This window comes from Pseudomonas sp. 22515 (assembly GCF_052044625.1).
In the GTDB taxonomy this organism is placed as follows: Bacteria; Pseudomonadota; Gammaproteobacteria; order Pseudomonadales; family Pseudomonadaceae; genus Aquipseudomonas; species Aquipseudomonas alloputida.
Genome location: NZ_JBQENN010000002.1, coordinates 253,574 through 274,568 on the forward strand (window position 1 = coordinate 253,574; position 20,995 = coordinate 274,568).

Here is a 20,995-nt window from a genome sequence, read left to right on the forward strand (position 1 = left end):
GCCGATGATTGCCAACATATCTTCTACCGAATCTACCGCCAAGCGGCAGGCCGATGCCCCGGCGTCCAGCCTTGAGGCCCTTGGCAAAAGCAGCCTGCGGGTGTTGCGCCTGCTGGTCCGCAACCCTATGACCCTGGCGGGCTTGCTGGTGGCCTTGCTGCTGGTCGTGGTAGCGGCGTTCGCGCCGTGGATCGCCACCCACGACCCGGTCATCCAGAACCTCGCCAACGCCTTGCAGGCACCCAGTGCCGCGCACTGGTTCGGTACCGACGAATACGGCCGGGATATCTTCAGCCGGCTGGTCTATGGCGCGCGTATCACCCTCTACATCATCGCCCTGGTGACGGTCATCGTCGGCCCGATCGGCCTGTTCATCGGCACGGTATCGGGCTACTTCGGCGGCATTGTCGATACCGTGTTCATGCGCGTCACCGACATTTTCATTTCGTTCCCCAGCCTGGTGCTGGCGCTGGCCTTCATCGCCGCATTGGGCCCTGGCCTTGAGCATGCGGTGGTGGCTATTGCGTTAACCTCCTGGCCACCGATCGCACGGCTGGCCCGGGCCGAAACCCTGTCGCTGCGCAAGGCCGACTTCGTGGTGGCGGTCGAACTGCAGGGCGCGTCTTCGACACGCATCATCCTGCGCCATATCGTGCCGATGTGCCTGTCGTCGGTGATCATCCGCCTGACCATGAACATGGCCGGCATCATCCTTACCGCGGCGGCGCTGGGCTTCCTCGGGCTAGGGGCGCAGGCGCCTTTGCCGGAGTGGGGGGCGATGATCTCCACGGGGAGGCGCTACATGCTCGAGTGCTGGTGGCTGGTAGCCGTACCCGGTGCGGCAATCATGCTGGTGAGCTTGGCGTTCAACCTGCTGGGCGATGGCCTGCGGGACATTCTCGACCCGCGTAGCGAGTAACCGGAGGCTTTATGTCAGCAGTCAAACTCAATGTCGAATCGCTCAATGTGCGCTTCGTCAACGGCAAGAAAGTGATGCACGCGGTGCGTGATGTGTCCTTCACCCTGGGCCGGGAAAAGCTCGCCATCGTGGGTGAGTCCGGTTCGGGCAAGTCCACCGTGGGCCGCAGCTTGCTCAAGCTGCACCCCGGCAGCGCGCAGATCACCGCAAAGGCCCTGCAGTTCGGCGATGTCGACCTGCTCAGTGCCAGCGAAAAGACCATGCAGAAAATTCGCGGCCAGCGCATCTCGATGATCATGCAAGACCCCAAGTATTCGCTCAACCCGGTGGTGCGGGTGGGTGACCAGATTGCCGAGGCGTACCTGGCGCACCACAAGGCCAGCCGCAACGACGCCCGTGAGCGGGTGCTGCAGATGCTCGACAAGGTGCATATCCGCGACCCGAAGCGCGTCTACGATCTTTATCCGCATGAGGTGAGCGGCGGCATGGGCCAGCGCATCATGATCGCGATGATGGTCATCACCAGCCCGGAAGTGATCATCGCTGACGAGCCGACCTCGGCGCTGGATGTTTCGGTGCGCCAGCAGGTGCTCAACGTGCTCGAAGAGCTGGTGGTGGAGCAGCAGATGGGGCTGATCTTCGTTAGCCACGACCTGAACCTGGTGCGCAATTACTGTGACCGGGTGCTGGTGATGTATGCCGGGCGCGTGGTGGAGTCGCTGGCTGCCAGTGACCTGCACCGTGCCGAACATCCCTACACCCGAGGCCTGCTGGCCGCTTTGCCAAGCATGGACAACCGCCGCCCGCGTTTGCCCGTGTTGCAACGCGACCCACTGTGGCTCTCCTGCTGAGGTAACTGACCATGTCCATGATCCAAGCACACGCATTGAACCTGAGCTTTGGCGTTGGCGCCACGCTCAACCAGGTGCTGCACAATGTCGACCTGAGTGTCGAAGATGGCGAGTCATTTGGCCTGGTGGGGGAGTCCGGCTCTGGCAAGACCACGGTATTGCGCTGCCTGGCCGGCCAGTACCGGCACTGGAGCGGAGCCCTGAGCATTGACGGCGTGCCGTTGCAACACAAACTCCCCAAGGAGCACTTTCGCAAGGTGCAGATGGTGTTCCAGGACCCCTATGGTTCGCTGCACCCGCGCCACACCATCGACACTGCACTGCGCGAGCCGCTGGTGATCCACGGCATGGATGAGCGCAACGATCGCATCAACGACATCCTCGTCAAGGTAGGTCTCAACGACAGCTACCGTTACCGCTACCCGCACCAGCTGTCCGGTGGCCAGCGTCAGCGCGTGGCTATCGCCCGGGCGTTGATTCTTGAGCCTAGGGTGCTGTTGCTCGATGAGCCCACGTCGGCGCTGGATGTGTCGGTGCAGGCAGAAATTCTCAACCTGTTGTCCGACCTGCGTCAGCGCGAGAAGCTCACCTACCTGATGGTGACGCACGACCTGGGTGTGGTCAGCCATCTGTGTGACAAGGTCGCGGTGATGCAGCAGGGGCGTATCGTCGAGCAACTGGACTGCCAGGCACTGAGCCAGGACCAGGCCACCCACGATTACACACGAATGCTGGTGCAAGCCAGCCGCGACTTCAGTGCAGATCGTGCCCCGGCCATGTCGGCCTGAACCCGGCAATTACAAGGAAGACAAGAACATGCCGAATGCCAACCTTGCGCCCGCTTCGCTGGTGCGTGCTGCCGTGGTTGCCCTGGCCATGGGCGGCAGCTTGCCGCTGTGGGCCGTAGAGGCCCCTGCAAAGGTCCAGGTGCCGACGCTGGCCTACGACGACCGGCAGATCATCCTGGTGTGGGAAAAGCCCGCCAGCCATGCCGAGATCGTCGACTACCACGTGTACGCCAATGGCCGGTTGCTGGGTGCAAGCAACGCCAACAACGAGCATGTGTCACCGGCCAAACCGTACATCGACCGGTTCTACGAGCAGGACCTGCACAACTTCCACCACCGCATCGCCATTCACAGCTTCACCGCCCAAGGGCTTGCCCCCGATACCGAGTACCACTTCACCGTGCGCTCGGTCGATCGCAATGGCAAGGAGTCTGCTGACAGCCCCGTGGTTGTGCAGCGAACCACGGCCATACCGGCGCTGTTCAACGTGCAGCGCTACGGTGCCAAGGGCGATGGCAAGGCGCTCGACACGGCTGCCATTCAGCGTGCCATCGATGCTTGCAGCAAGGGCTGCAAGGTGTTGCTGCCTGCCGGCACGTACAAGAGCGGGGCGCTCTACCTCAAGAGCGACATGACCCTGGAAATCGCCGAGGGCGCTACCCTGTTAGGTTCCGAGCGTGCCGAGGACTACCCGCGCCAGGGCTATATCCAGTACCCGTATTCCACCACCGTGCGTCCGGCCTCGCTGATCAATGCCTTGCCGCGCGACCCGCGTGCGCATCAGGCCTTCGAGAATATCCGCATCGTTGGCAAGGGCACCATCGACGGCAATGGCTGGAAGCGTAACCCGGATGTGCTCGACGAGCGCGGGCAAGCCTTGCCCTTCTACCTGCCCAGCGACAACAGCCGCTACATGCACGATGGCGTGCTGGCCAAGGCTCAGGTGGAGCGAGCGGTGGCCGAGGGCATGAACGTCAAGGACGCCTACGGTCAGATGCGTTCCTCGCTGATTACCCTGCGCAATGTGAAAAACGTGTTCTATGGTGGCTTCACGGTGGTCAACCCGGCCTACCACGGCATCATGAACCTGGAGACGCAGAATGTGGTGCTGGCTAACACCACGCACCGTACCTACGACGCCAACAACGGCGACGGTATCGAGTTTGCCAACAGCCGCGGTGCCCTGGTGTTCAACAACTTCTTCGACACCGGAGACGACTGCGTCAACTTCGCCGCTGGCACCGGGGCGGATGCGGTCCACCAGAAGGCGCAGGAGGAGGCCTGGATCTTCAACAACTATTTCCGCAAAGGCCATGGCATGGTCGTGGCGGGCAGCCATACCGGCGCGTGGATTCAGCACATCCTGGCCGAGGACAACGTCTCCGATGGCACCGATGCCGGGCTGCGCATGAAAAGCACCAACTTCATGGGCGGTGGCGCACGCCACGTCACTTTCCGTGATTCGGCCATCCGCAATACGGCAAAACAGGCCTTCATCTTCACCCTGGATTACAACGACCCGAATGCCAAGCTCGATTACAAGCGCTCGGCGGTGGCGGGGCAGTTCCGGGATATCACGGTCAGCGACGTAAGCGTGGAAAACGCCCGCACCGCTGCCATCGAGGTGAAGGGCGATAGCAGCCATGGCGCCTGGCATCAGGGCCTGGTGTTTGAACGAGTGCGCTTTCGCGGGCCAGCCCCGGTGAAGATCGATGGCCTGAAGGACTCGCGTTTCGACGGGCTTCGCTTCACTGACACCGGGGGTGCCAACCCTTGGCAGGTGCAGGGCAGCCAAGGGCTTGTCTATACGGACGTAGAGCCCGCGCCGGGGCCTCAGGCCTCGCTGTAGAATGCCTGTAGCCGTTGCGCCTCACGCAGGCGCATACGGCTGTTGCTCAGGTGCAGGTACATGGCGGCGCGCGCCGCATCCACCTGGCGGCTGGCGATGGCGTCGTAGATCTGCTGATGTTCGGCGTTGATACCGGCCAGGTAGGTACTGCGGTTGCTCTGCCCGGTATAGGCAGAGTTCATGCGCGTGCGGGGGATCATCTTGGTGCCCAGGTGCTTCATGATATCGATCAGGTACTGGTTACCCGCGGCCTTGGCAATTTTCAGGTGAAACTGGAAGTCGGCGTTGGTCGTGCTGCCGGATTTTTCCGGGCCTTGCATCAGGGCTTCCAAGGCTTGCTGCAGTTCTTCGAGTGCCTGTGGCGTGGCCCGTTCGGCGGCCATGCCGGCGGCTTGTACTTCAAGGCTTAGGCGGTATTCCAGCAGGTCGAGCACATCGGACAGCAGGCTGATGGTTGCCGGCCCCACGTTGAAGCTCTCCGGTGCCGGCATGTCCAGCACGAAGGTGCCCACGCCGTGGCGGGTCTCGACCAGGCCCGCTGCCTGCATGCGCGACAACGCTTCGCGTACTACCGAGCGGCTGACGCCTTCGGTTTCGATCAGTGTGGCTTCGGTCGGCAGCTTGTCACCACGCTTGAGCGTGCCCTCACGCATGCGTTGGGCGAAGCGCTCGACCAGTGCTTCGGCCAGGCGGCGAGGCTGTTGAGGGGGGCTGGCGGTCGGGTTCGGCATTACTGTGCTCTTGTGTTGGCAGCGGGCAGTATAGTGCGTTTTGGCCCCGGGCAGCGGGTATACTCCGGGATCTTCCGCTTAGCAAAGGTTCGCCCAATGGCTTCTGCCACCCCGGAAAAACGCCTGAATCTCGCCCAGCAACTGGTGCATGACCTGTCGCAGCAGATTCTCTCGGGCGAATTGCCAGCGGGAAGCAAATTGCCCACCGAAGAAGCCGTGACCAAAGCGCGTGGCGTAAGCCGTACCGTGGTGCGCGAAGCCATGTCACGGTTGCAGGCCGAAGGCCTGGTAGAAACCCGCCGTGGTATCGGCACCTTCGTTGTAGACGCCATCCCGGCAGGTGACTTCCAGAGTGCCAACCCTGGAATGGGGGGCGCATACAACGAGGTGGCGATCATCGAGCTGCGGCTTTGCCTTGAAGTCGAGGCGGCTGCCATTGCTGCCCAGCGTGCCACCTCAGAGCAACTGGCTGCCATGCGGGCGGCGCTGGATGGGAGTGTCGCTACGCAGTCTGCACCCTGCATGCGTACCGACTTCGAGTTTCACCTGCAGATAGCCCAATGCACGGGCAACAGCTTTTTCATCGACACCATGACCCATCTTGGGCATACCTTGTTGGCTGCGGCCCAGCAAGCAGTGCCGGGGGGCGATACCGAGCAACGGGCACTGGAGGCGCGGGAGCGTGAGCAAGTGCATGCCGCGATTACCCGCAAGGACGCCGGTGCTGCTCGCGCTGCCATGCGGCTGCACTTGGTCAACTGCCTGACACGCGCCCAGCGAGCGGTCAGCGGGTGTCCGAAATCAGATCGAACATCAATTGCCTGAGCCACCGGTTGGCCGGGTCCTTGATGTACCGTCTGTGCCAGAACAGGTTGATCTCGATGTTCGGCAACTCCACGGGTGGTGGCAGTAAGTGATGATTTGCAGGGCGACCTGAACCGGGCCAGTTGTTGGGGGGGCAGGCGCAGGCTGCTTGATGGCTTGGGGCGGTGGCTGGCCTCACAGCGCATCCCGCGCCTTGCCCCGATACACCCGCAGCACATCCGCCATCACCGCCAGCGCGATCTCCGCTGGCGCCTTGCTGCCCAGGTCCAGCCCAATAGGCATGTGCAGCCGTTCTATCTGCTTGTCGGTCAGCCCGCCAATCCGCTGCAGCCGCTCGGCGCGACGGGCTGACGTGGCCGCCGAACCCATGGCGCCTATATAGAACGCTGGGGTATTCACCGCCTCCATCAATGCCAGGTCATCGATCTTCGGATCATGCGTCAGCGCCACAATGGCGGTAGCCGCATGGCAACCACCCGCAGCAATGAACAGCGAAGGCAGCACCCGATGCATCTGTGCGCCCTCGATTTCGACGTGCGCCATCTCCTCGCGCGGGTCGCAGGCGATGACCTCGCAGCCCAGTCGAAAAAGCCGCGCAATGGCTCAATGTCTGTGGCAGTGTTGGGTATCTGGCCAGCCCCACAGGGACCGACATGCAAACTCGCAAAACCGGTGTTCGCGCCCAGCAGGCCGACCGCACCCGGGACAATATTCTCAAGGCCGCAGTGAAGGTCTTCAGCAAGGAAGGCTTCACTGGTGGGCGCATCGAGCAGATCTCCACACTGGCCAAGTCCAACGACCGGATGATCTATTACTACTTCGGCAGCAAGGAAAAGCTGTTCATCAGTGTGCTGGAGCACATCTATGCCAGCTTCAACCAGGCCGAAGCGAAGCTGCGCCTCGACCTCGCCGACCCTGAGCAGGCCCTGCGCGAGCTGGTGGCGTTTATCTGGGACTATTATGTGCGCCACCCCGAATTCGTCACCATCCTCGCCACCGAAAACCTTCACCAGGGCTTGCACGCGCGCAAGTCGCAAAACCTCAGGGCGCTGTCCGGCGAAGCGGTCGGCGTGCTGCGGCCGATCATCGAGGCCGGACAAGCAAAGGGCCTGTTCCGCGACGATATCTGCATTACCCACGCCTACCTGATGATTGCCTCGCTCTGCTACTTCTATAACTCCAACCGCCATACGCTCAGCTCGTTCCTGGCCGTGGACCTGGCCGACAAGCAGGCCAAGGCCGATTGGCTGGCCTTCATCAGTGACCTTGCGCTGCGCGGCTTGCGCCGCTGAGCCTCAGTGGCTGCCAGGGTTGGCGCGTACCTGCGCAGCCTTGGACGCCAGCCCTTGCCAGGCCGGTTTGTCGGCGGCAAAACGATGGCGCAGGTAGGCCGCGAGGTCGGCTACCTGGCGGTCCGACAGGCTGTCCTTGAAACCGGGCATGTAGCCCAGGTCGCGGGTTGCCGGGGTCGGAATGCCGTGCAGCACCACGCGCAGCAGGTTGTCCGGCAGGTCACTATGGACGTTGCTGTTGACCGCCATCGACGGGCTGACGCCAAACAGCTTCGGCCCCAGCCCATCACTGTGGCAGGCCAGGCATGCACCTTTGAATACCCGCTCGCCGTTGCTCAGCGACACTGGCGAGTCCACCTGAGGCGCGGCATTGGCGGCCAGTGCCTGCGGCTCGCCATCCAGGGAGCTGAGGTAGTGGGCGATGGCGCGCACGTCGCTTTTTGGCAGGGTGGCAAGCTCACTGACCACCGGGCCCATGGGGCCGGCCGCCACGCCATGTTTTTCGGAGAAGCCAGTGCTGAGGTAGTTGAACAACTCGTCTTCGCTCCACGGCGTCGATGACTTGGCCAGGGCATTCAAGGCCGGGGCCTCCCAGCCATCGACCATGCCGCCGGCAAGGTAGCTGCTACCGCCTTTTTCTGCGCCCATCAGGTTGCGCGGCGAATGGCAGGCCGTGCAGTGGCCCAGGCCGTCGACCAGGTAGGCACCGCGGTTCCACTGTGCGCTGCGCTGCGGGTCGGGCTGGTATTCGCCGCGTTGCAGAAACAGCGCATTCCAGCCGGCCATCAGCGCCCGCTGGTTGAACGGGAAGCGCATCTGGTTGGCGGGCGCTTCCTGGCGTACCGGGGTCTGCGACATCAGGTAGGCATACAGCGCTTGCATGTCGGCGTCGTTGATGTTGCGAAACGAGGTGTAGGGAAACGCCGGGTACAGGTGCCGGCCATCGCGGCTGATACCTTCGCGCATGGCCCGCTCGAAGGCGGCGAAGGACCAGCGGCCGATACCGGTTTCTGGGTCGGGGGTAATATTGGTGCTGTACAACGTGCCAAAAGGCGTACCCATTGCCAGCCCCCCGGCATTGACCTTGCCGCCGCCGACCGTATGGCACACGGCGCAGTCGCCGGCCGCCGCCACCTGGCGCCCGCGCTCGAGCATGGCGGCGCTCCAGCTGCCGACACCCGGTGGCGTTACCGGGGCGATTTCGGCGCGCCAGGGCAAGGCGGTGGCAAGCATGCCCAATGCGGCGCCGAACACCCCGGCCAGCGAGCCGAACCACCACTTCGAACGCTTGGTTGGCGGCTGCGCTGGCGCGGGTGCATCTGGCCCTTGGCCTTCGCCACCGAGCGCAGCGCGCACGCGTTCGGCAGTGATCGGCAGCTCGCGAAAACGAATGCCGGTGGCGTCGAAAATGGCATTGGCGATGGCCGCTGCGCTGGGTACCGAGGCTGACTCGCCACTGCCCATTGGCGGCTCGTGCTGGCGCGGCAGCATCATTACGTCGATAGCTGGCACCTCGGGGAAGGTCAGGATCGGGTAGCCGCCCCATTCCTTGCTCGCCACTGTCGACTCTTCGAAGCTGACCTGCTCCTTGAGTACCCGGCTGGTGGACTGGATGACGTTGCCGTGGATCTGGTGACGCACACCTTCGGGGTTGACCATCATCCCGGCATCGTGGCCAATCACCACGCGGGTGACGGCGACTTCGCCTGTGCGCCGGTCCACCGCGACATCAGCCACCCAGGCTGCCCAGGCCGCGCCGAAGCCGGGGAATTTACTGTGGATATAGCGCGCATAGGCAAAACCCCGGCCGCGCAGCACATCACCTTCGGCCTGTGTCTGCATGGGCCGGGTATGTGGCTGCCATTGCGCACGTTCAGCGGTGGCTTTGACCAGGTCGATGGCGCGCGGGTCGGACAGGTGCTTGAGGCGATATTCGACCGGGTCGACGCCAGCGGCGAAGGCCAGCTCATCAATGTACGACTCGTGGGCGAAGCTGTTGGGCATGGCCGACACCCCCCGCATCCACGAGGCGCGCACCAGTGGCGTCATGTCATTGATGGTGACGCGCATGTGTTCGTAATCGTAAGGCGGGATCGACGTGCGATCGCCCATCTCGAACAGCGCCGGCACCGGTTCCACGGCACCGGTCAGCAGCAGGGCCAGGGTGGGCGCGCCATTGGACGGGTAGCTGGTCTGGAAGTCATAGGCGGCCACGCTGCCATCGGCGTTCAGGCCGCCGTCGATTTCCATCAGCTGCGCGGTGCCCTTGGGCTCCCACACGTGTTCCTGTTCGCGGGTCAGCTGCACCCGCACCGGGCGCTGCACCGCACGTGACAGCAGCACCGCGTCGGCGCACACGTCATCGGCGCAGTTGCGGCCATAACAGCCGGCTGCCTCCATGCGAATGATCTCGATGCGTGCTTCGTCGCACGCCAGCAGCCAGGCCAGGTCTGCGCGCAGCAGGTGCGGGTTCTGCGTACCTGACCACACGCGGATCTGCCCTGCGGTGAAGTCGGCCAGCGCACATGATGGGCCGATCGATGCGTGCAGTTGGTACGGCCACAGGTAGCTGCGGCTCAGGCGCTGGCTGGCATTGGCGATGCCGCCGTCGACATCGCCCTGGTCCAGCACGGTGCGCTGCACGCGCGGGTTGTCGCGGATGGCCTGGGCGACATCGCTAAGGTCGGGCAGCTTGCCTGTGAATGGCTTCCAGCTGATTTTCAGCTCATGGGCTGCACGGATGGCTTGCTCTTCGCGCTCTGCCACCACGCCGACGAAGTCGCGGATGACCACCACGGCGACCACGCCGGGTAGATGGGCGATGGAGGATTCATCCACCGCCAGCAGGCTGTTGCCGACAAAGTCGCCGCTGTCATGGCCGGCATAGGGCGGGCGGATGACCCGACCGTGAAGCATGTCGGGCAGGCGCATGTCGTGCACATAGGTCAGCTCGCCGGTGGCCTTGCCTGGGATGTCTACCCGTGCGGCGCTGCGTCCGACCAGGCGGTAGTCCTCGATGGCCTTGAGTCGGGCGTCCTCGGCAATGTGCAGCCGGTGGTTCTCACCTTGCACCAGTTCGGCAAAGCTCAGCGTGCTGCCGTTACTGGCGATAACCGTGCCGTCTTCAATGCGCAGCATTTCGGGCGGGCAGCCAAGGCGTAGGGCGGCCTGTTGCAACAGATAGCGTCGCGCTGTGGCTGCGGCCTTGCGCAGCGGTACCGCGGAAATCTGCAGGGTGGCGCTGGCAATGGTCGCGCCCTGGTTGGGTGCCCGCTCGGTGTCGCCCAGCACCATGTGCACCTGGTCCATGCGCAGGTCCAGCTCTTCGGCGACGATTTGCGCCAGCGAAGTGCGGATGCCAGTGCCCAGGTCGACATGGCCATTGAAGGCGTAGACCATGCCGTCGTCGCTGACCGCGATGAACAACGCCAGCTCACGTTCCTTGGCTGGAGGTGTCACGCCTTTGGCCACAGGGCCTGAGGGTGGGGTGATCTGGTCGACGATCAGCAACACGCCGGTCTTGGCCAGCAGTTGGTCGCGGCTGGGCACCTGTTGTGAGTGGTTCATGGCTTTCTCCGGGTCTCGGCAGCGCGGCGCACGGCGCGCAGGATTTCGACGTGGGTGCCACAGCGGCACAGGTTGCCGGACAGCTCATTGCGAATCTGTTCGTCGCTGGGCTCGGGAATGCGGTCGAGCAGGGCCTTGGCGGTCATGATCATGCCGTTCATGCAGTAACCACACTGGGCCGCTTGCTCGTCGATGAACGCCTGTTGCACCGGGTGCGGAGCGGCCTTGCTGCCCAGCCCTTCGAGGGTGGTGATATCGCGGCCGGCGGCGCCGGCCAAGGGGATGACGCAGGAGCGGGCGGCCACGCCATCGATGATCACCGTACACGCCCCACACTCGCCCAGGCCGCAGCCGTACTTGGGGCCGTTCAGGGACAGGTCGTTGCGCAGGATCAGCAGCAGTGGGGTGTCAGGCATGGCGCTGACTTCGACGGGCTGGCCGTTGACCTGCAGGGAGATGGTTGTTTGCATTATTGGCTCATCTCTGAAGGTTGCTTGCGCTACCAAAGGACTCAAATGACGCAAGCGTTTCGGTAAGTACTCACTACATGAAATGAGTGAGCAAGAAGCAGGCCAGAGATGAATTTGCAGAGCGCTGTGGTGGGGGCAGGGAGGAAGATTGTCGGCGTCTGGGAAATCGAGCGCCGCCCGCGCGGCGCATCGCGCTGTGCCGAACCCCGATGCGTGTGTGTAGGAGCGGGTTTACCCGCGAATACGGTAGCGGCGGCAACGGTGATCGGCGGGTGGAGATTGGCCAGCAGGACCGGCCCATTCGCGGGTGAACCCGCGCCTACGGCGGCCTGTGTCCAACCACCGATGCGTGTCCAATGTGAGCGAGCTTGCTCGCTATGTGCTCGATCTCTCAGGCCGCGTCTCTGTGACGGCCACCGCGGCAGTCACAATAAATTTCAGCCCGCGTTCTCGTCGCTGTCGATCATCTTGCGCAGCAGGTACAAAATGGCTACGCGTTCACCGGCATTCAGGCTGCCCATGCTCAGTTCGCTGATCTGCCGGGCGCAGGGGATCATTGCATCGAGCAAGGCCGCGCCGCTCTCGGTGAGTTCGACGATGACCTTGCGCCGGTCGCCTGGGTCTGGCGAAAGCTGCACCAGCTCGCGCGCCTTCAGGCGCTCGACGATGCCGCGGATGGTTGCCTGGTCCACCGCGGTGGCCTTGATCAGTTCGGCCTGGGAGCTGGGGCCGTGGTCGCGCAGGGCGCACAGGGTGACGAACTGGATCGAGGTAAGCTGCGGGTCGCAGGCCTGCTGCTGGAAAATCGCCGTGTGCCGTTGGTAGGCCTTGCGCAGCAAGTGCCCGACCTGTTCGGTAACGTCGTAGGGGGTGTTGTCGAGCGGGGCGCTGCTGGGGGTGGTTTTTTTCGACATAGGATGGCTTGGGCTGGGTGGAAAGAGGCTGGCCGGCCGCCAATAGCGGAGCGCCCGGCCAGTATAACCCCTATCGCGCTCGCGACTCCTCTGGTGCAACCACGTCGCCGGCCAGCACTACCGCCTTGTCATCCAGGTAGATATCGCAGTTGCGCAGCGGGATGTCCAGGTGGCACGGGGTCTTGCGCTTGCCACCGACCTCGGTGTTGGGGCCAGTGGAGAACAGGAAGTTGCCGTAGAACGCACGGGCATCCATGCACATGCCATCGTTGCGGTCGTGCAGGCCCATGGCCGTCCATTGCGCGCGCGGCTGCAGGCCCCAGCCTATGTGCGAGATGCCGTATACCTCGGGGTCGTTGAAGTACTTCATGTAGTCACGCAGGTACTCGGCCTCGAAGCCGCCATGTATGCCGGTGATGAAGCCTTTTTCGATTTCCAGGGTGATGCGCTCGCGGCAATAGTTCTTGAACGGCAGGATGATGTCGCCCACGTCCAGCACCAGCGTGCCCTCGGCGCTGTCCTCGTTCGGCCAGGTGAACAGAAAGCCGCTGGGCCAGTGGTCCCAGCGCCCCGGTTCGTCGGCATAGCCGTACTCAGTCACGGCCGGGTACTGGCCGAGCGGGGCGTGGAAGTCGCTACCGGCCTTGGACCGCACATGCAGGCTGCGCGCCTGTTTCAACAGGGTTTCGGCAGCCAGCACCCGGCGTTTGTCGTCTTCGGTCGGCAGCATGCGCGCCAGCACCTCGGGTGGCTCCACGGCCAGCAGGATGCGCGTGCCGGTCTTGAGAATCTGCTCCTGCTCGGGTGAGTGCAGCAGCATCATGGTGTCGACGACCAGGTCGGCTGCTTCCAGCGCCCGCTGCGCCGCCAGGTTGCCGGTCAGCGCGGTGTCGCCGCAGTAGGCCGTCATGTCGTTGCCCATGGCGGTCGGGTGGTTGAACGCCGGCAGCTCTACCGCATACACCTTGGCCTTCAAACGCTGGGCGGCCTCCATGGCGGCGTTGACCGTGCGCGGGTCGGAGTAGTGGCTCTTGAGCACGGCCACGCTCTGCGTTTCGTCCACGCGAGACAGCTTCAGTACGTGCTCGAACATCTGGGTCAGTTGTGCATTGCTCACCGGCATCGGGGTTCTCCTGGGTGGCGTTGACAGGGGGCGCACCATGGCAGTGCCTGGTGCTTCATCTCGGTGCAAAATAATAGTGTGTACACCCTACTTTTGCAGATGAAAACGCATCCTGCCAGCGAGCGCAAGTTATCTGTTCAAACGTTACATATCCACACATCACCCAGTATTTACGGTAACAATAAGCCGAGTGTTGTTTCGATCAGCTGTTTGAAAAATATTTTCAGCGGGCTCTTTTCAAAGGTCATTTGTAGCGTATACGCTCTAAATCGTCAGGCGGTTGAACCGCTGGCCACCTATCAGAACAAGAGGAGACATACCCATGCGGGGTAGGCAGAAAATCGCAATCGTCGGTGCAGGTCTGGGTGGGGCAGCCGCCGCCACGTTGCTGCAACAGGCCGGGTTCGATGTCGAGGTATTCGAACAGGCTCCGGCGTTCACCCGCCTGGGCGCGGGCATTCATATCGGCCCTAACGTGATGAAAATCTTCCGCCGCATGGGGCTGGAGCAGAAGCTGGAGCTGATGGGCTCGCACCCGGACTTCTGGTTCAGCCGCGACGGCAATACCGGTGATTACCTGTCGCGCATTCCGCTGGGCGAGTTTGCCCGCCGCGAATACGGCGCCGCTTACATCACCATCCACCGTGGCGACCTGCACGCCCTGCAGATCGAGGCCATCCAGCCGGGCACCGTGCACTTCGGCAAGCGCCTGGAAAAGATCGTCGACGAAGGTGACCAGGTGCGCCTGGACTTCGCCGACGGCACCCACACCGTGGCCGACATCGTCATTGGGGCCGACGGCATCCATTCGAAGATCCGTGAAGCGTTGCTGGGGGCTGAAGCGCCGATCTACAGCGGCTGGGTCGCGCACCGTGCACTGATTCGCGGGGTGAACCTGGCACCGCATGCCGATGTGTTCGAGCCCTGCGTCAAATGGTGGTCCGAAGACCGCCACATGATGGTCTACTACACCACCGGCAAGCGCGACGAGTATTACTTCGTCACCGGCGTGCCACATGAAGCCTGGGACTTCCAGGGTGCGTTCGTCGACAGCAGCCAGGAAGAAATGCGCGCAGCCTTCGAAGGCTACCACCCCACCGTACAGAAGCTGATCGACGCTACCGAATCGATTACCAAGTGGCCGCTGCGCAACCGCAACCCATTGCCGTTGTGGAGCCGTGGCCGCCTGGTGCTGCTGGGCGACGCCTGCCACCCGATGAAACCGCACATGGCCCAGGGCGCGTGCATGGCCATCGAGGACGCGGCCATGCTGACCCGCTGCCTGCAGGAGACCGGGTTGTCCGACCACCGCACGGCGTTCGCCCTCTACGAGGCCAACCGTAAAGAGCGGGCATCGCAGGTGCAATCGGTATCCAACGCCAACACCTGGCTCTACACCCAGGAAGACCCAGCCTGGGTTTACGGCTACGACCTCTATGGGCAGCAGCTTGAAAGCGGGGAGGCGGCATGAGCACCTTCGTCGCTGGCGGTAACGTGAGCGCCAATGGCATCCGCCAGCATTACCTGCGCTATGGCGGCAAGGGCCATGCGCTGATCCTGGTGCCGGGCATCACCAGCCCAGCGATCACCTGGGGCTTTGTTGCCGAGCGCCTTGGGCAGTATTTCGACACCTATGTGCTGGATGTGCGCGGGCGCGGCTTGTCTTCAAGCGGCCCCGACCTGGACTACGGTACCGACGCTTGTGCTGCGGATATTCCCGCCTTTGCCGCAGCGCTGGGCCTGGATGGCTACCATCTGGTCGGGCACTCGATGGGGGCGCGTTTTGCCATCCGCGCTGCCGCCCAAGGGGCGCCGGGGCTGCAGCGGCTGGTGCTGGTCGACCCACCGGTGTCCGGGCCGGGCCGCCGCGCCTACCCGAGCAAGTTGCCGTGGTACGTCGATTCGATCCGCCAAGCCACGGTTGGCATGAGCGGCGATGACATGCGCGCCTTCTGTGCCACCTGGAGCGACGAGCAGCTGGCCCTGCGTGCCGAGTGGCTGCACACCTGCTACGAGCCGGCGATCGTGCGGGCCTTCGATGATTTCCACGTGGTCGATATCCACCAGTACCTGCCCGCGGTGCGCCAGCCGGCATTGCTGATGGTGGCCGGGCGGGGTGGAGTGATCGAGCCCCGTGACATTGCTGAAATGCGCGAGCTCAAGCCGGATATCCAGGTCGCGTACGTGGACAACGCCGGCCACATGATCCCCTGGGATGACCTGGACGGTTTCTTCGCCGCCTTTGGCGACTTCCTCGACCACCCCCTCGTCTGACGGAGCACGAGACATGACCCAGCTATACCGCATCGGCCAGATCGTGCCGAGTTCGAACACCACCATGGAAACCGAAATTCCGGCGATGCTCAACGCGCGCCAGGCGATCCGCCCCGAGCGGTTCACCTTCCATTCCAGCCGCATGCGCATGAAGCAGGTGAAGAAGGAAGAACTGGCCGCGATGGACGCCGAGTCCGACCGCTGCGCAGTGGAGCTGTCTGACGCCAAGGTCGATGTGCTGGGCTATGCCTGCCTTGTGGCGATCATGGCCATGGGGCTGGGCTATCACCGCCAATCTGAAAAGCGCCTGCAGCAGGCCACCGCCGACAATGATGCGCTGGCACCGGTGATCACCAGCGCCGGGGCGCTGGTCGAGGCCTTGCATGTGATGAAGGCCAAGCGCATTGCCATCGTCGCACCGTACATGAAGCCGCTGACCGAGCTGGTGGTGAACTACATCCGCGAGGAAGGCTTCGAGGTGCAGGACTGGCGCGCGCTGGAAATCCCCGACAACCTCGCCGTGGCCCGTCACGACCCGGCCAACCTGCCGGGCATCGTCGCCGGCATGGACCTTGAAGGCGTCGATGTGGTGGTGCTGTCGGCGTGCGTGCAGATGCAATCGCTGCCGGCAGTGGCCAAGGTCGAGGCGCAAACCGGCAAGCCGGTGGTCACCGCTGCAATCGCGACCACCTACGCCATGCTCAAGGCGCTGGACCTGGAGCCGATCGTGCCGGGCGCCGGTGCCTTGCTGTCGGGCGCCTACTGAAATCGGGAGACGGACATGAGCGACGCACAAAGCGCCCGTGACAACTACCAGGGCGTGTGGGGCCAGCGCATCGGCTTTGGCCGCAAGCCGGCCCTGCTGATGATCGACTTCATGCAGGGCTACACCACCCCGGGCGCACCGCTGTACGCCCCGGGCGTGGTCGCAGCGGTCGAGCAGGCCGCCGGCCTGCTGGCGCTGGCCCGCGACTGCGGTACCTTGGTGGTGCATACCAACATCCGTTACCAGCCGCCGCATTTTGCTGACGGCGGCGTGTGGGTGCGCAAGGCGCCGGTGATGAAGGACATGGTCGAAGGCAACCCGCTGGCAGCCTTTTGCGAGGCCGTTGCGCCACAGGCAGGGGAGGTGGTGCTGAGCAAGCAGTACGCCAGCGCTTTCTTCGCCACCAGCCTGGCCCCGCTGCTGCATGCACAGGGGGTAGATACCGTGGTGCTGGCTGGCTGCTCGACCAGCGGCTGCATCCGCGCCAGTGCGGTGGATGCCATGCAGCACGGGTTTCGAACCATCGTGGTGCGCGAGTGTGTCGGTGACCGCCACAGCGACCCGCACGAAGCCAACCTGTTCGACATCGACAGCAAGTACGGCGATGTCGTCACCCGGCAGGATGCCATGCAGCAACTCAGGCACCTGGCCGGCTGAACGCCGGGCAGCGCCTATCCAATAACAATCAAGGACCGGTGCGGGAAGCCCGTCCATGACCGCCTGCTGTCCGGGTGGTCGCCCCGCAGGAGCACTCGGGGTCTTCAGGCGCTGTCCAGGCTCGCCGCGTAGAATGCGCGGCGTGCCCGGCGCGTCGAAAACTGCTGGCCTTAAAACAACCACAAAGTCGCCCGCCAGGAGACAGGAAATGCCAATTGCGAATGCAACCACGGTCCACAGTGACATCGACCATGGCACGAAAGCGCTGTACAGCAAGATCACCTGGAGGCTCATCCCCTTCTTGTGTTTCTGCTACCTCGCAGCTTATCTGGACCGCATCAATGTCGGCTTCGCCAAGCTGCAGATGCTCGAAGACCTGCAGTTCAGCACAGCGGCCTATGGCCTGGGTGCAGGGCTGTTCTTCGTCGGCTACATCATCTTCGAAGTGCCGAGTAACCTGATCCTGCAGCGCGTTGGCGCCAAGCTGTGGATCGCCCGCATCATGATCACCTGGGGCCTGCTGTCGGCCTGCACCCTGTTCGTCACCAGCACCACCCAGTTCTATATCCTGCGTTTCCTGCTGGGTGCGGCCGAGGCCGGCTTCCTGCCAGGCGTGTTGTACTACCTGACCATGTGGTACCCCACCTATCGCCGCGGGCGCATCATTGCCCTGTTCATGATCGGGCTGCCGTTGTCGAGCGTGATTGGCGGGCCGATTTCTGGCTGGATCATGGGGCATTTCGACCAGGTTCAAGGTTTGCATGGGTGGCAGTGGCTGTTCCTGCTGGAGGCGATCCCCAGCGTTTTGCTCGGCATCCTCACGTTCTGGGCATTGCCTAACCATTTTCAGCAGGCCAAGTGGCTGTCGGCTGACGACAAGGCACAACTGGCGGCAGACCTGGCCGCCGACGATGCCGAGGGCAAGGACAGCAAACACAGCTTCCGCGATGGCTTCTTCAACCTTAAGGTGTGGATGCTCGGTGGTATCGACTTTTCGATCCTGCTCAGCGCCTATGCGATGGGCTTCTGGATGCCGACCTTCATCCGCGATGCGGGCGTCAGCGACACCTTCCATATCGGCCTGCTCACGGCCATTCCAAGCCTGGCCGCGCTGGCCGGCATGCTCATGATCGGGGCCAGCTCCGACCGCCACCGCGAGCGCCGCTGGCACATCATCGTGCCGTTCATCATTGGTGCAATCGCCATGGCCAGCAGCACCTTGTTCAGCCAGAACCTGGTGATGACCGTGGTGCTGTTCGCCATTGCCTCGGCGGCGATCATCGGCGCGGTGCCGGTGTTCTTCAGCCTGCCGGCGACCTTCCTCAAAGGTACCGCAGCCGCCACCGGCTTTGCCCTGGCCTGTTCGGTAGCCAACATCGCCGGCCTGGTGAGCAACTCACTGATGGGCGTGGTCACCGACCTCACCGGCACCTCGCACGCTGCGCTGTGGGTGTTTGCCGGCTGCCTGATCCTCAGCTGCTTCCTGGTCATTGCCTTGCCGGCCAAGCTGGTCAACCGCTAGCGGCCCAGCGCTTCGCGCAACGGCAGGGCAGGCGGGCCGGGGGCCCGCCTGCCGACCTCTCTCGATGCAACCCGCACGCCGGTGGCCATGCAGTGCCGCCGCGCCGGGTTGCTGTTGCCCAAATCCAGGAGTAGCCCTTATGCAAGGTTTCACTGCGCCGCGTTTTTCTTCGTCTGCACGCCTGGCCGGCGGTTGTATTGCCGCCGCTTTGTGTGCAGAGGCCACGGCAGAAGAGGCCGGTTTCATCGAAGGTGCCCGCGCCACGCTGCAGGCGCGCAATTACTTCTTCAGCCGCGACTATGCCGATATCAAGGGCGCCAGCACCCAGTCGCGTACCCAGGAATGGGCGCAGGGGTTTATCCTCAATGCCAGCTCCGGTTATACCCAGGGCACCGTTGGCGTGGGTGTGGATGTTACCGGCCTGCTGGGTTTCAAGCTCGACAGCAGCCCGGAACATGCCCGGTCCGGGTTGCTGCCCAGCCTGGACAGCGGCAAGTCGGCGGACGAATACAGCCGCCTGGGTGCGGCGATCAAGTTCAAGGTGTCGCAAACCGAGCTGAAGGTGGGCGAGTTGATGCCCAACCTGCCGGTGCTGCTGTTCAGCGATTTGCGCCTGCTGCCGCCGACTTACCAGGGCGCGATGCTGGAGTCGCGCGAGTTCGCCGGGTTGACCCTGAGCGCCGGGCAGTTCCGCTCCACCAGCCTGCGCGACTCGTCCAACAGCCAGAAGATGTACGCGCTGGTCAACGATCCGATCAACCCGGCGCGGCTGGCGCGCTTTACCAGCGATCGGTTCAACTACGTGGGTGCCGACTATGCCTTCAACGACAACCGTACCAGCGTCGGTGTCTGGCAGGCGCAGTTGGAGGATATCTACCAGCAGCGCTTCTACAGCTTCAAGCATGCCGAGCCGATCGGGGGCTGGACGCTGGGGGTCAATGCCGGCTACTTCGATGCCCGCGAGGACGGGAGCAAGGTGGCTGGCGACTACGATAACCATGCGCTGTTCAGCCTGTTCTCGGCCAAGACCGGCGGGCATACCTTCTATGTGGGCTATCAGCAGATCGGCGGGGATGACGGCTTTATCCAGGTAGGCGCCAACACCAACCCGATGGGTAATACGCTGCCGACCTATGAGTTCTCGGCGCCGGGTGAACGCTCGTGGCAGGTGCGCCATGATTACAATTTTGTCGCGTTGGGGCTTCCGGGGCTGACGTCGACCCTGCGTTATGTAAAGGGGCGAGACGTGGAAACAGGGCTGGGCTTTGAAGGGCGTGACCGCGAGCGTGACCTGGACCTGGCCTACGTGGTGCAAAGCGGGCCGTTGGCCGGGCTTGGGATACGGGTGCGCAACGTGATGGCGCGCTCCAACTACCGGACAGATATCGATGAGAACCGCTTGATTCTGAGTTACACGATCAAGGTGTTCTGAGGGGGTAGATGGCCCGGCGCCAGCTCGGTTCCCGAAGCAACCCTGTGCTGCGAAGAAGCAATAACTGCCTAAGGCAGTCGTTTGCCTTACCGCCCTCTTCGCAGCGCAAGGCTGCTCCTGCATGATGATGGGGAGGTCTGAGCTGTGGAACATGACAATTGCGCTTGCAGGTCACTGCAAGGTGTCGGGCTTCAGGCTATCCGGCAGTTGCCGAAGGGCCTCCTCAAACCGCGCGATCGGCCCAGTGAGTTGATCCGCTTCCTTGTCCTTGCCTTCACCTCTTAAGCGCTCACGCTCAACGCGCAGGTTAAGCAGATTTTTCTGCAACTTCAGTGCAGAGGTTTTGAACGAGTCCATGCTTTTCTCACGCTGTAGGCTTCCGTACCGTTGTAGGAAAAATGGACCGTAGCAGCTCGAATTTGCCGGAGAAACTGATGTTTCATACAGGCAAGACTCATTGCCACGCCATTTCCTACAGAGTGCGGTAAACAATCCTACAAACCGTGTTTCAGATCGTGTCCCCCCAAGCAAGCTCAATCTACCGTATTGGCTGGGTTCAGGCGCTTTCGAGGGGCCGCGCACTGAACGCAGGTACTGCGCAAAGCTGGAGGCGTGTTTAGAAACTTCATGTATCAATTGCCCGCCCGCGAGCGACACGTGCTCAGCGTCAACCACTGCGGCTGAATCCAGCCCAGCGGCATCTGCGCATGACATCTGATCCGCTTTTTTTCCATAAACCTGAATCTGTAACCGTATCAGCCCAAGCTCGACAATGTGCCCATTCCCGCATCACAACTGTAGAGGTTCCAATGGGCAAGCTGGCGCTGTTCCTGGGTGGTTTTCTGCTGCTGACCATTCTGATTGGTATTCTTGGCACCATTCCGCCAAGCTGAGTTCAACTGCGTTTTCCCCTGCGCGGCCCGTCCACTTCAAGCGACGGGCCCAATCCATCGGCAAATGGCCGATAATCTCTTTGATTGCACTGCTGGATCAGCAGTAGGTGCACGTCATTCTC

The 20,995-nt window shown here is 63.1% G+C and carries 19 protein-coding genes and 2 pseudogenes; 13 read left to right on the forward strand and 8 right to left on the reverse strand.

The window, feature by feature from the left end:
- Positions 1-4: 4 nt before the first annotated feature.
- From ACTJJN_RS03730 to ACTJJN_RS03745, 4 genes are read left to right on the forward strand one after another with little or no spacing between them, the layout of a single operon-like run.
- Positions 5-919, forward strand: a complete 915-nt coding sequence (locus tag ACTJJN_RS03730) for an ABC transporter permease (protein ID WP_012051864.1) — start codon at positions 5-7, stop codon at positions 917-919.
- 11 nt (positions 920-930) lie between these two features.
- Positions 931-1,770 (forward strand): ABC transporter ATP-binding protein, encoded by an 840-nt coding sequence (locus ACTJJN_RS03735; protein WP_012051865.1) that lies wholly within the window; start codon positions 931-933, stop codon positions 1,768-1,770.
- 11 nt (positions 1,771-1,781) lie between these two features.
- Positions 1,782-2,558 carry an ABC transporter ATP-binding protein gene (locus ACTJJN_RS03740; protein WP_012051866.1) on the forward strand — a complete coding sequence of 259 codons (777 nt, stop codon included), beginning with the start codon at positions 1,782-1,784 and terminating at the stop codon, positions 2,556-2,558.
- 28 nt (positions 2,559-2,586) lie between these two features.
- Positions 2,587-4,407 carry a glycoside hydrolase family 28 protein gene (locus tag ACTJJN_RS03745; RefSeq protein ID WP_324736892.1) on the forward strand — a complete coding sequence of 607 codons (1,821 nt, stop codon included), beginning with the start codon at positions 2,587-2,589 and terminating at the stop codon, positions 4,405-4,407.
- On the opposite strand, the gene ACTJJN_RS03750 is transcribed toward ACTJJN_RS03745, so the two are convergent.
- Positions 4,392-5,138: a FadR/GntR family transcriptional regulator gene (locus tag ACTJJN_RS03750; RefSeq protein ID WP_012051868.1), complete on the reverse strand. Its 747-nt coding sequence runs from the start codon at positions 5,136-5,138 to the stop codon at positions 4,392-4,394. The two genes, ACTJJN_RS03745 and ACTJJN_RS03750, sit on opposite strands and share 16 nt — an antisense overlap.
- Before the next feature lie 96 nt (positions 5,139-5,234).
- On the opposite strand from ACTJJN_RS03750, the gene ACTJJN_RS03755 reads away from it, so the two are divergent.
- Entirely contained in the window at positions 5,235-5,963 is a 729-nt protein-coding gene (locus tag ACTJJN_RS03755; protein WP_014756033.1) for a FadR/GntR family transcriptional regulator, read from the forward strand.
- Here the strand turns inward: ACTJJN_RS03755 and ACTJJN_RS03760 are convergent.
- Both ACTJJN_RS03760 and ACTJJN_RS03765 read right to left on the reverse strand, forming a co-directional pair.
- Positions 5,923-6,048, reverse strand: a pseudogene (locus tag ACTJJN_RS03760) (LysR family transcriptional regulator); the annotation flags it as partial. The gene ACTJJN_RS03755 and the pseudogene ACTJJN_RS03760 sit on opposite strands and share 41 nt — an antisense overlap.
- Positions 6,049-6,137: 89 nt before the next feature.
- Positions 6,138-6,545, reverse strand: a pseudogene (locus ACTJJN_RS03765) (XdhC family protein); the annotation flags it as partial.
- Between the two features lie 71 nt (positions 6,546-6,616).
- Here ACTJJN_RS03765 and ACTJJN_RS03770 point away from each other — a divergent pair.
- On the forward strand, positions 6,617-7,255 hold the full coding sequence (locus ACTJJN_RS03770; protein WP_012051871.1) for a TetR family transcriptional regulator: 639 nt from the start codon (positions 6,617-6,619) through the stop codon (positions 7,253-7,255).
- Between the two features lie 3 nt (positions 7,256-7,258).
- Here the strand turns inward: ACTJJN_RS03770 and ACTJJN_RS03775 are convergent, their stop codons facing one another.
- From ACTJJN_RS03775 to ACTJJN_RS03790, 4 genes are all read right to left on the reverse strand, one after another.
- A complete protein-coding gene (locus ACTJJN_RS03775; protein WP_012051872.1) occupies positions 7,259-10,822 on the reverse strand; it encodes a molybdopterin cofactor-binding domain-containing protein in 3,564 nt (1,187 codons plus the stop codon).
- Positions 10,819-11,292, reverse strand: coding sequence for a (2Fe-2S)-binding protein (locus ACTJJN_RS03780; protein WP_012051873.1), 474 nt, complete (start codon positions 11,290-11,292; stop codon positions 10,819-10,821). The genes ACTJJN_RS03775 and ACTJJN_RS03780 overlap by 4 nt, the downstream gene beginning before the upstream one ends.
- A gap of 437 nt (positions 11,293-11,729) precedes the next feature.
- Positions 11,730-12,206, reverse strand: a complete 477-nt coding sequence (locus ACTJJN_RS03785) for a MarR family winged helix-turn-helix transcriptional regulator (RefSeq protein ID WP_003251120.1) — start codon at positions 12,204-12,206, stop codon at positions 11,730-11,732.
- 70 nt (positions 12,207-12,276) lie between these two features.
- Positions 12,277-13,329 (reverse strand): 2,5-dihydroxypyridine 5,6-dioxygenase, encoded by a 1,053-nt coding sequence (locus ACTJJN_RS03790; RefSeq protein WP_004577272.1) that lies wholly within the window; start codon positions 13,327-13,329, stop codon positions 12,277-12,279.
- Between the two features lie 322 nt (positions 13,330-13,651).
- Between ACTJJN_RS03790 and nicC the strand changes: the two genes are divergently transcribed.
- From nicC to ACTJJN_RS03820, 6 genes are all read left to right on the forward strand, one after another.
- Positions 13,652-14,800: a 6-hydroxynicotinate 3-monooxygenase gene (gene nicC, locus ACTJJN_RS03795; protein ID WP_014756037.1), complete on the forward strand. Its 1,149-nt coding sequence runs from the start codon at positions 13,652-13,654 to the stop codon at positions 14,798-14,800.
- Entirely contained in the window at positions 14,797-15,603 is an 807-nt protein-coding gene (gene nicD, locus ACTJJN_RS03800; RefSeq protein WP_440780963.1) for an N-formylmaleamate deformylase, read from the forward strand. Before nicC ends, nicD begins: the two co-directional genes overlap by 4 nt.
- Positions 15,604-15,616: 13 nt before the next feature.
- A complete protein-coding gene (locus tag ACTJJN_RS03805; RefSeq protein WP_003251112.1) occupies positions 15,617-16,369 on the forward strand; it encodes a maleate isomerase in 753 nt (250 codons plus the stop codon).
- A 15-nt stretch (positions 16,370-16,384) separates the two neighbouring features.
- Positions 16,385-17,026 (forward strand): N-carbamoylsarcosine amidohydrolase, encoded by a 642-nt coding sequence (locus tag ACTJJN_RS03810; protein ID WP_003251109.1) that lies wholly within the window; start codon positions 16,385-16,387, stop codon positions 17,024-17,026.
- A gap of 208 nt (positions 17,027-17,234) precedes the next feature.
- Complete coding sequence (locus ACTJJN_RS03815) at positions 17,235-18,548, forward strand: MFS transporter (RefSeq protein ID WP_014756040.1); 1,314 nt, start codon at positions 17,235-17,237, stop codon at positions 18,546-18,548.
- A gap of 139 nt (positions 18,549-18,687) precedes the next feature.
- Positions 18,688-19,980 carry an OprD family porin gene (locus tag ACTJJN_RS03820; RefSeq protein WP_014756042.1) on the forward strand — a complete coding sequence of 431 codons (1,293 nt, stop codon included), beginning with the start codon at positions 18,688-18,690 and terminating at the stop codon, positions 19,978-19,980.
- 171 nt (positions 19,981-20,151) lie between these two features.
- Here the strand turns inward: ACTJJN_RS03820 and ACTJJN_RS03825 are convergent, their stop codons facing one another.
- Positions 20,152-20,337 (reverse strand): hypothetical protein, encoded by a 186-nt coding sequence (locus ACTJJN_RS03825; RefSeq protein ID WP_003251104.1) that lies wholly within the window; start codon positions 20,335-20,337, stop codon positions 20,152-20,154.
- A gap of 350 nt (positions 20,338-20,687) precedes the next feature.
- On the opposite strand from ACTJJN_RS03825, the gene ACTJJN_RS03830 reads away from it, so the two are divergent.
- Entirely contained in the window at positions 20,688-20,873 is a 186-nt protein-coding gene (locus ACTJJN_RS03830; RefSeq protein WP_014756044.1) for a hypothetical protein, read from the forward strand.
- The last annotated feature ends 122 nt before the right edge of the window (positions 20,874-20,995 follow it).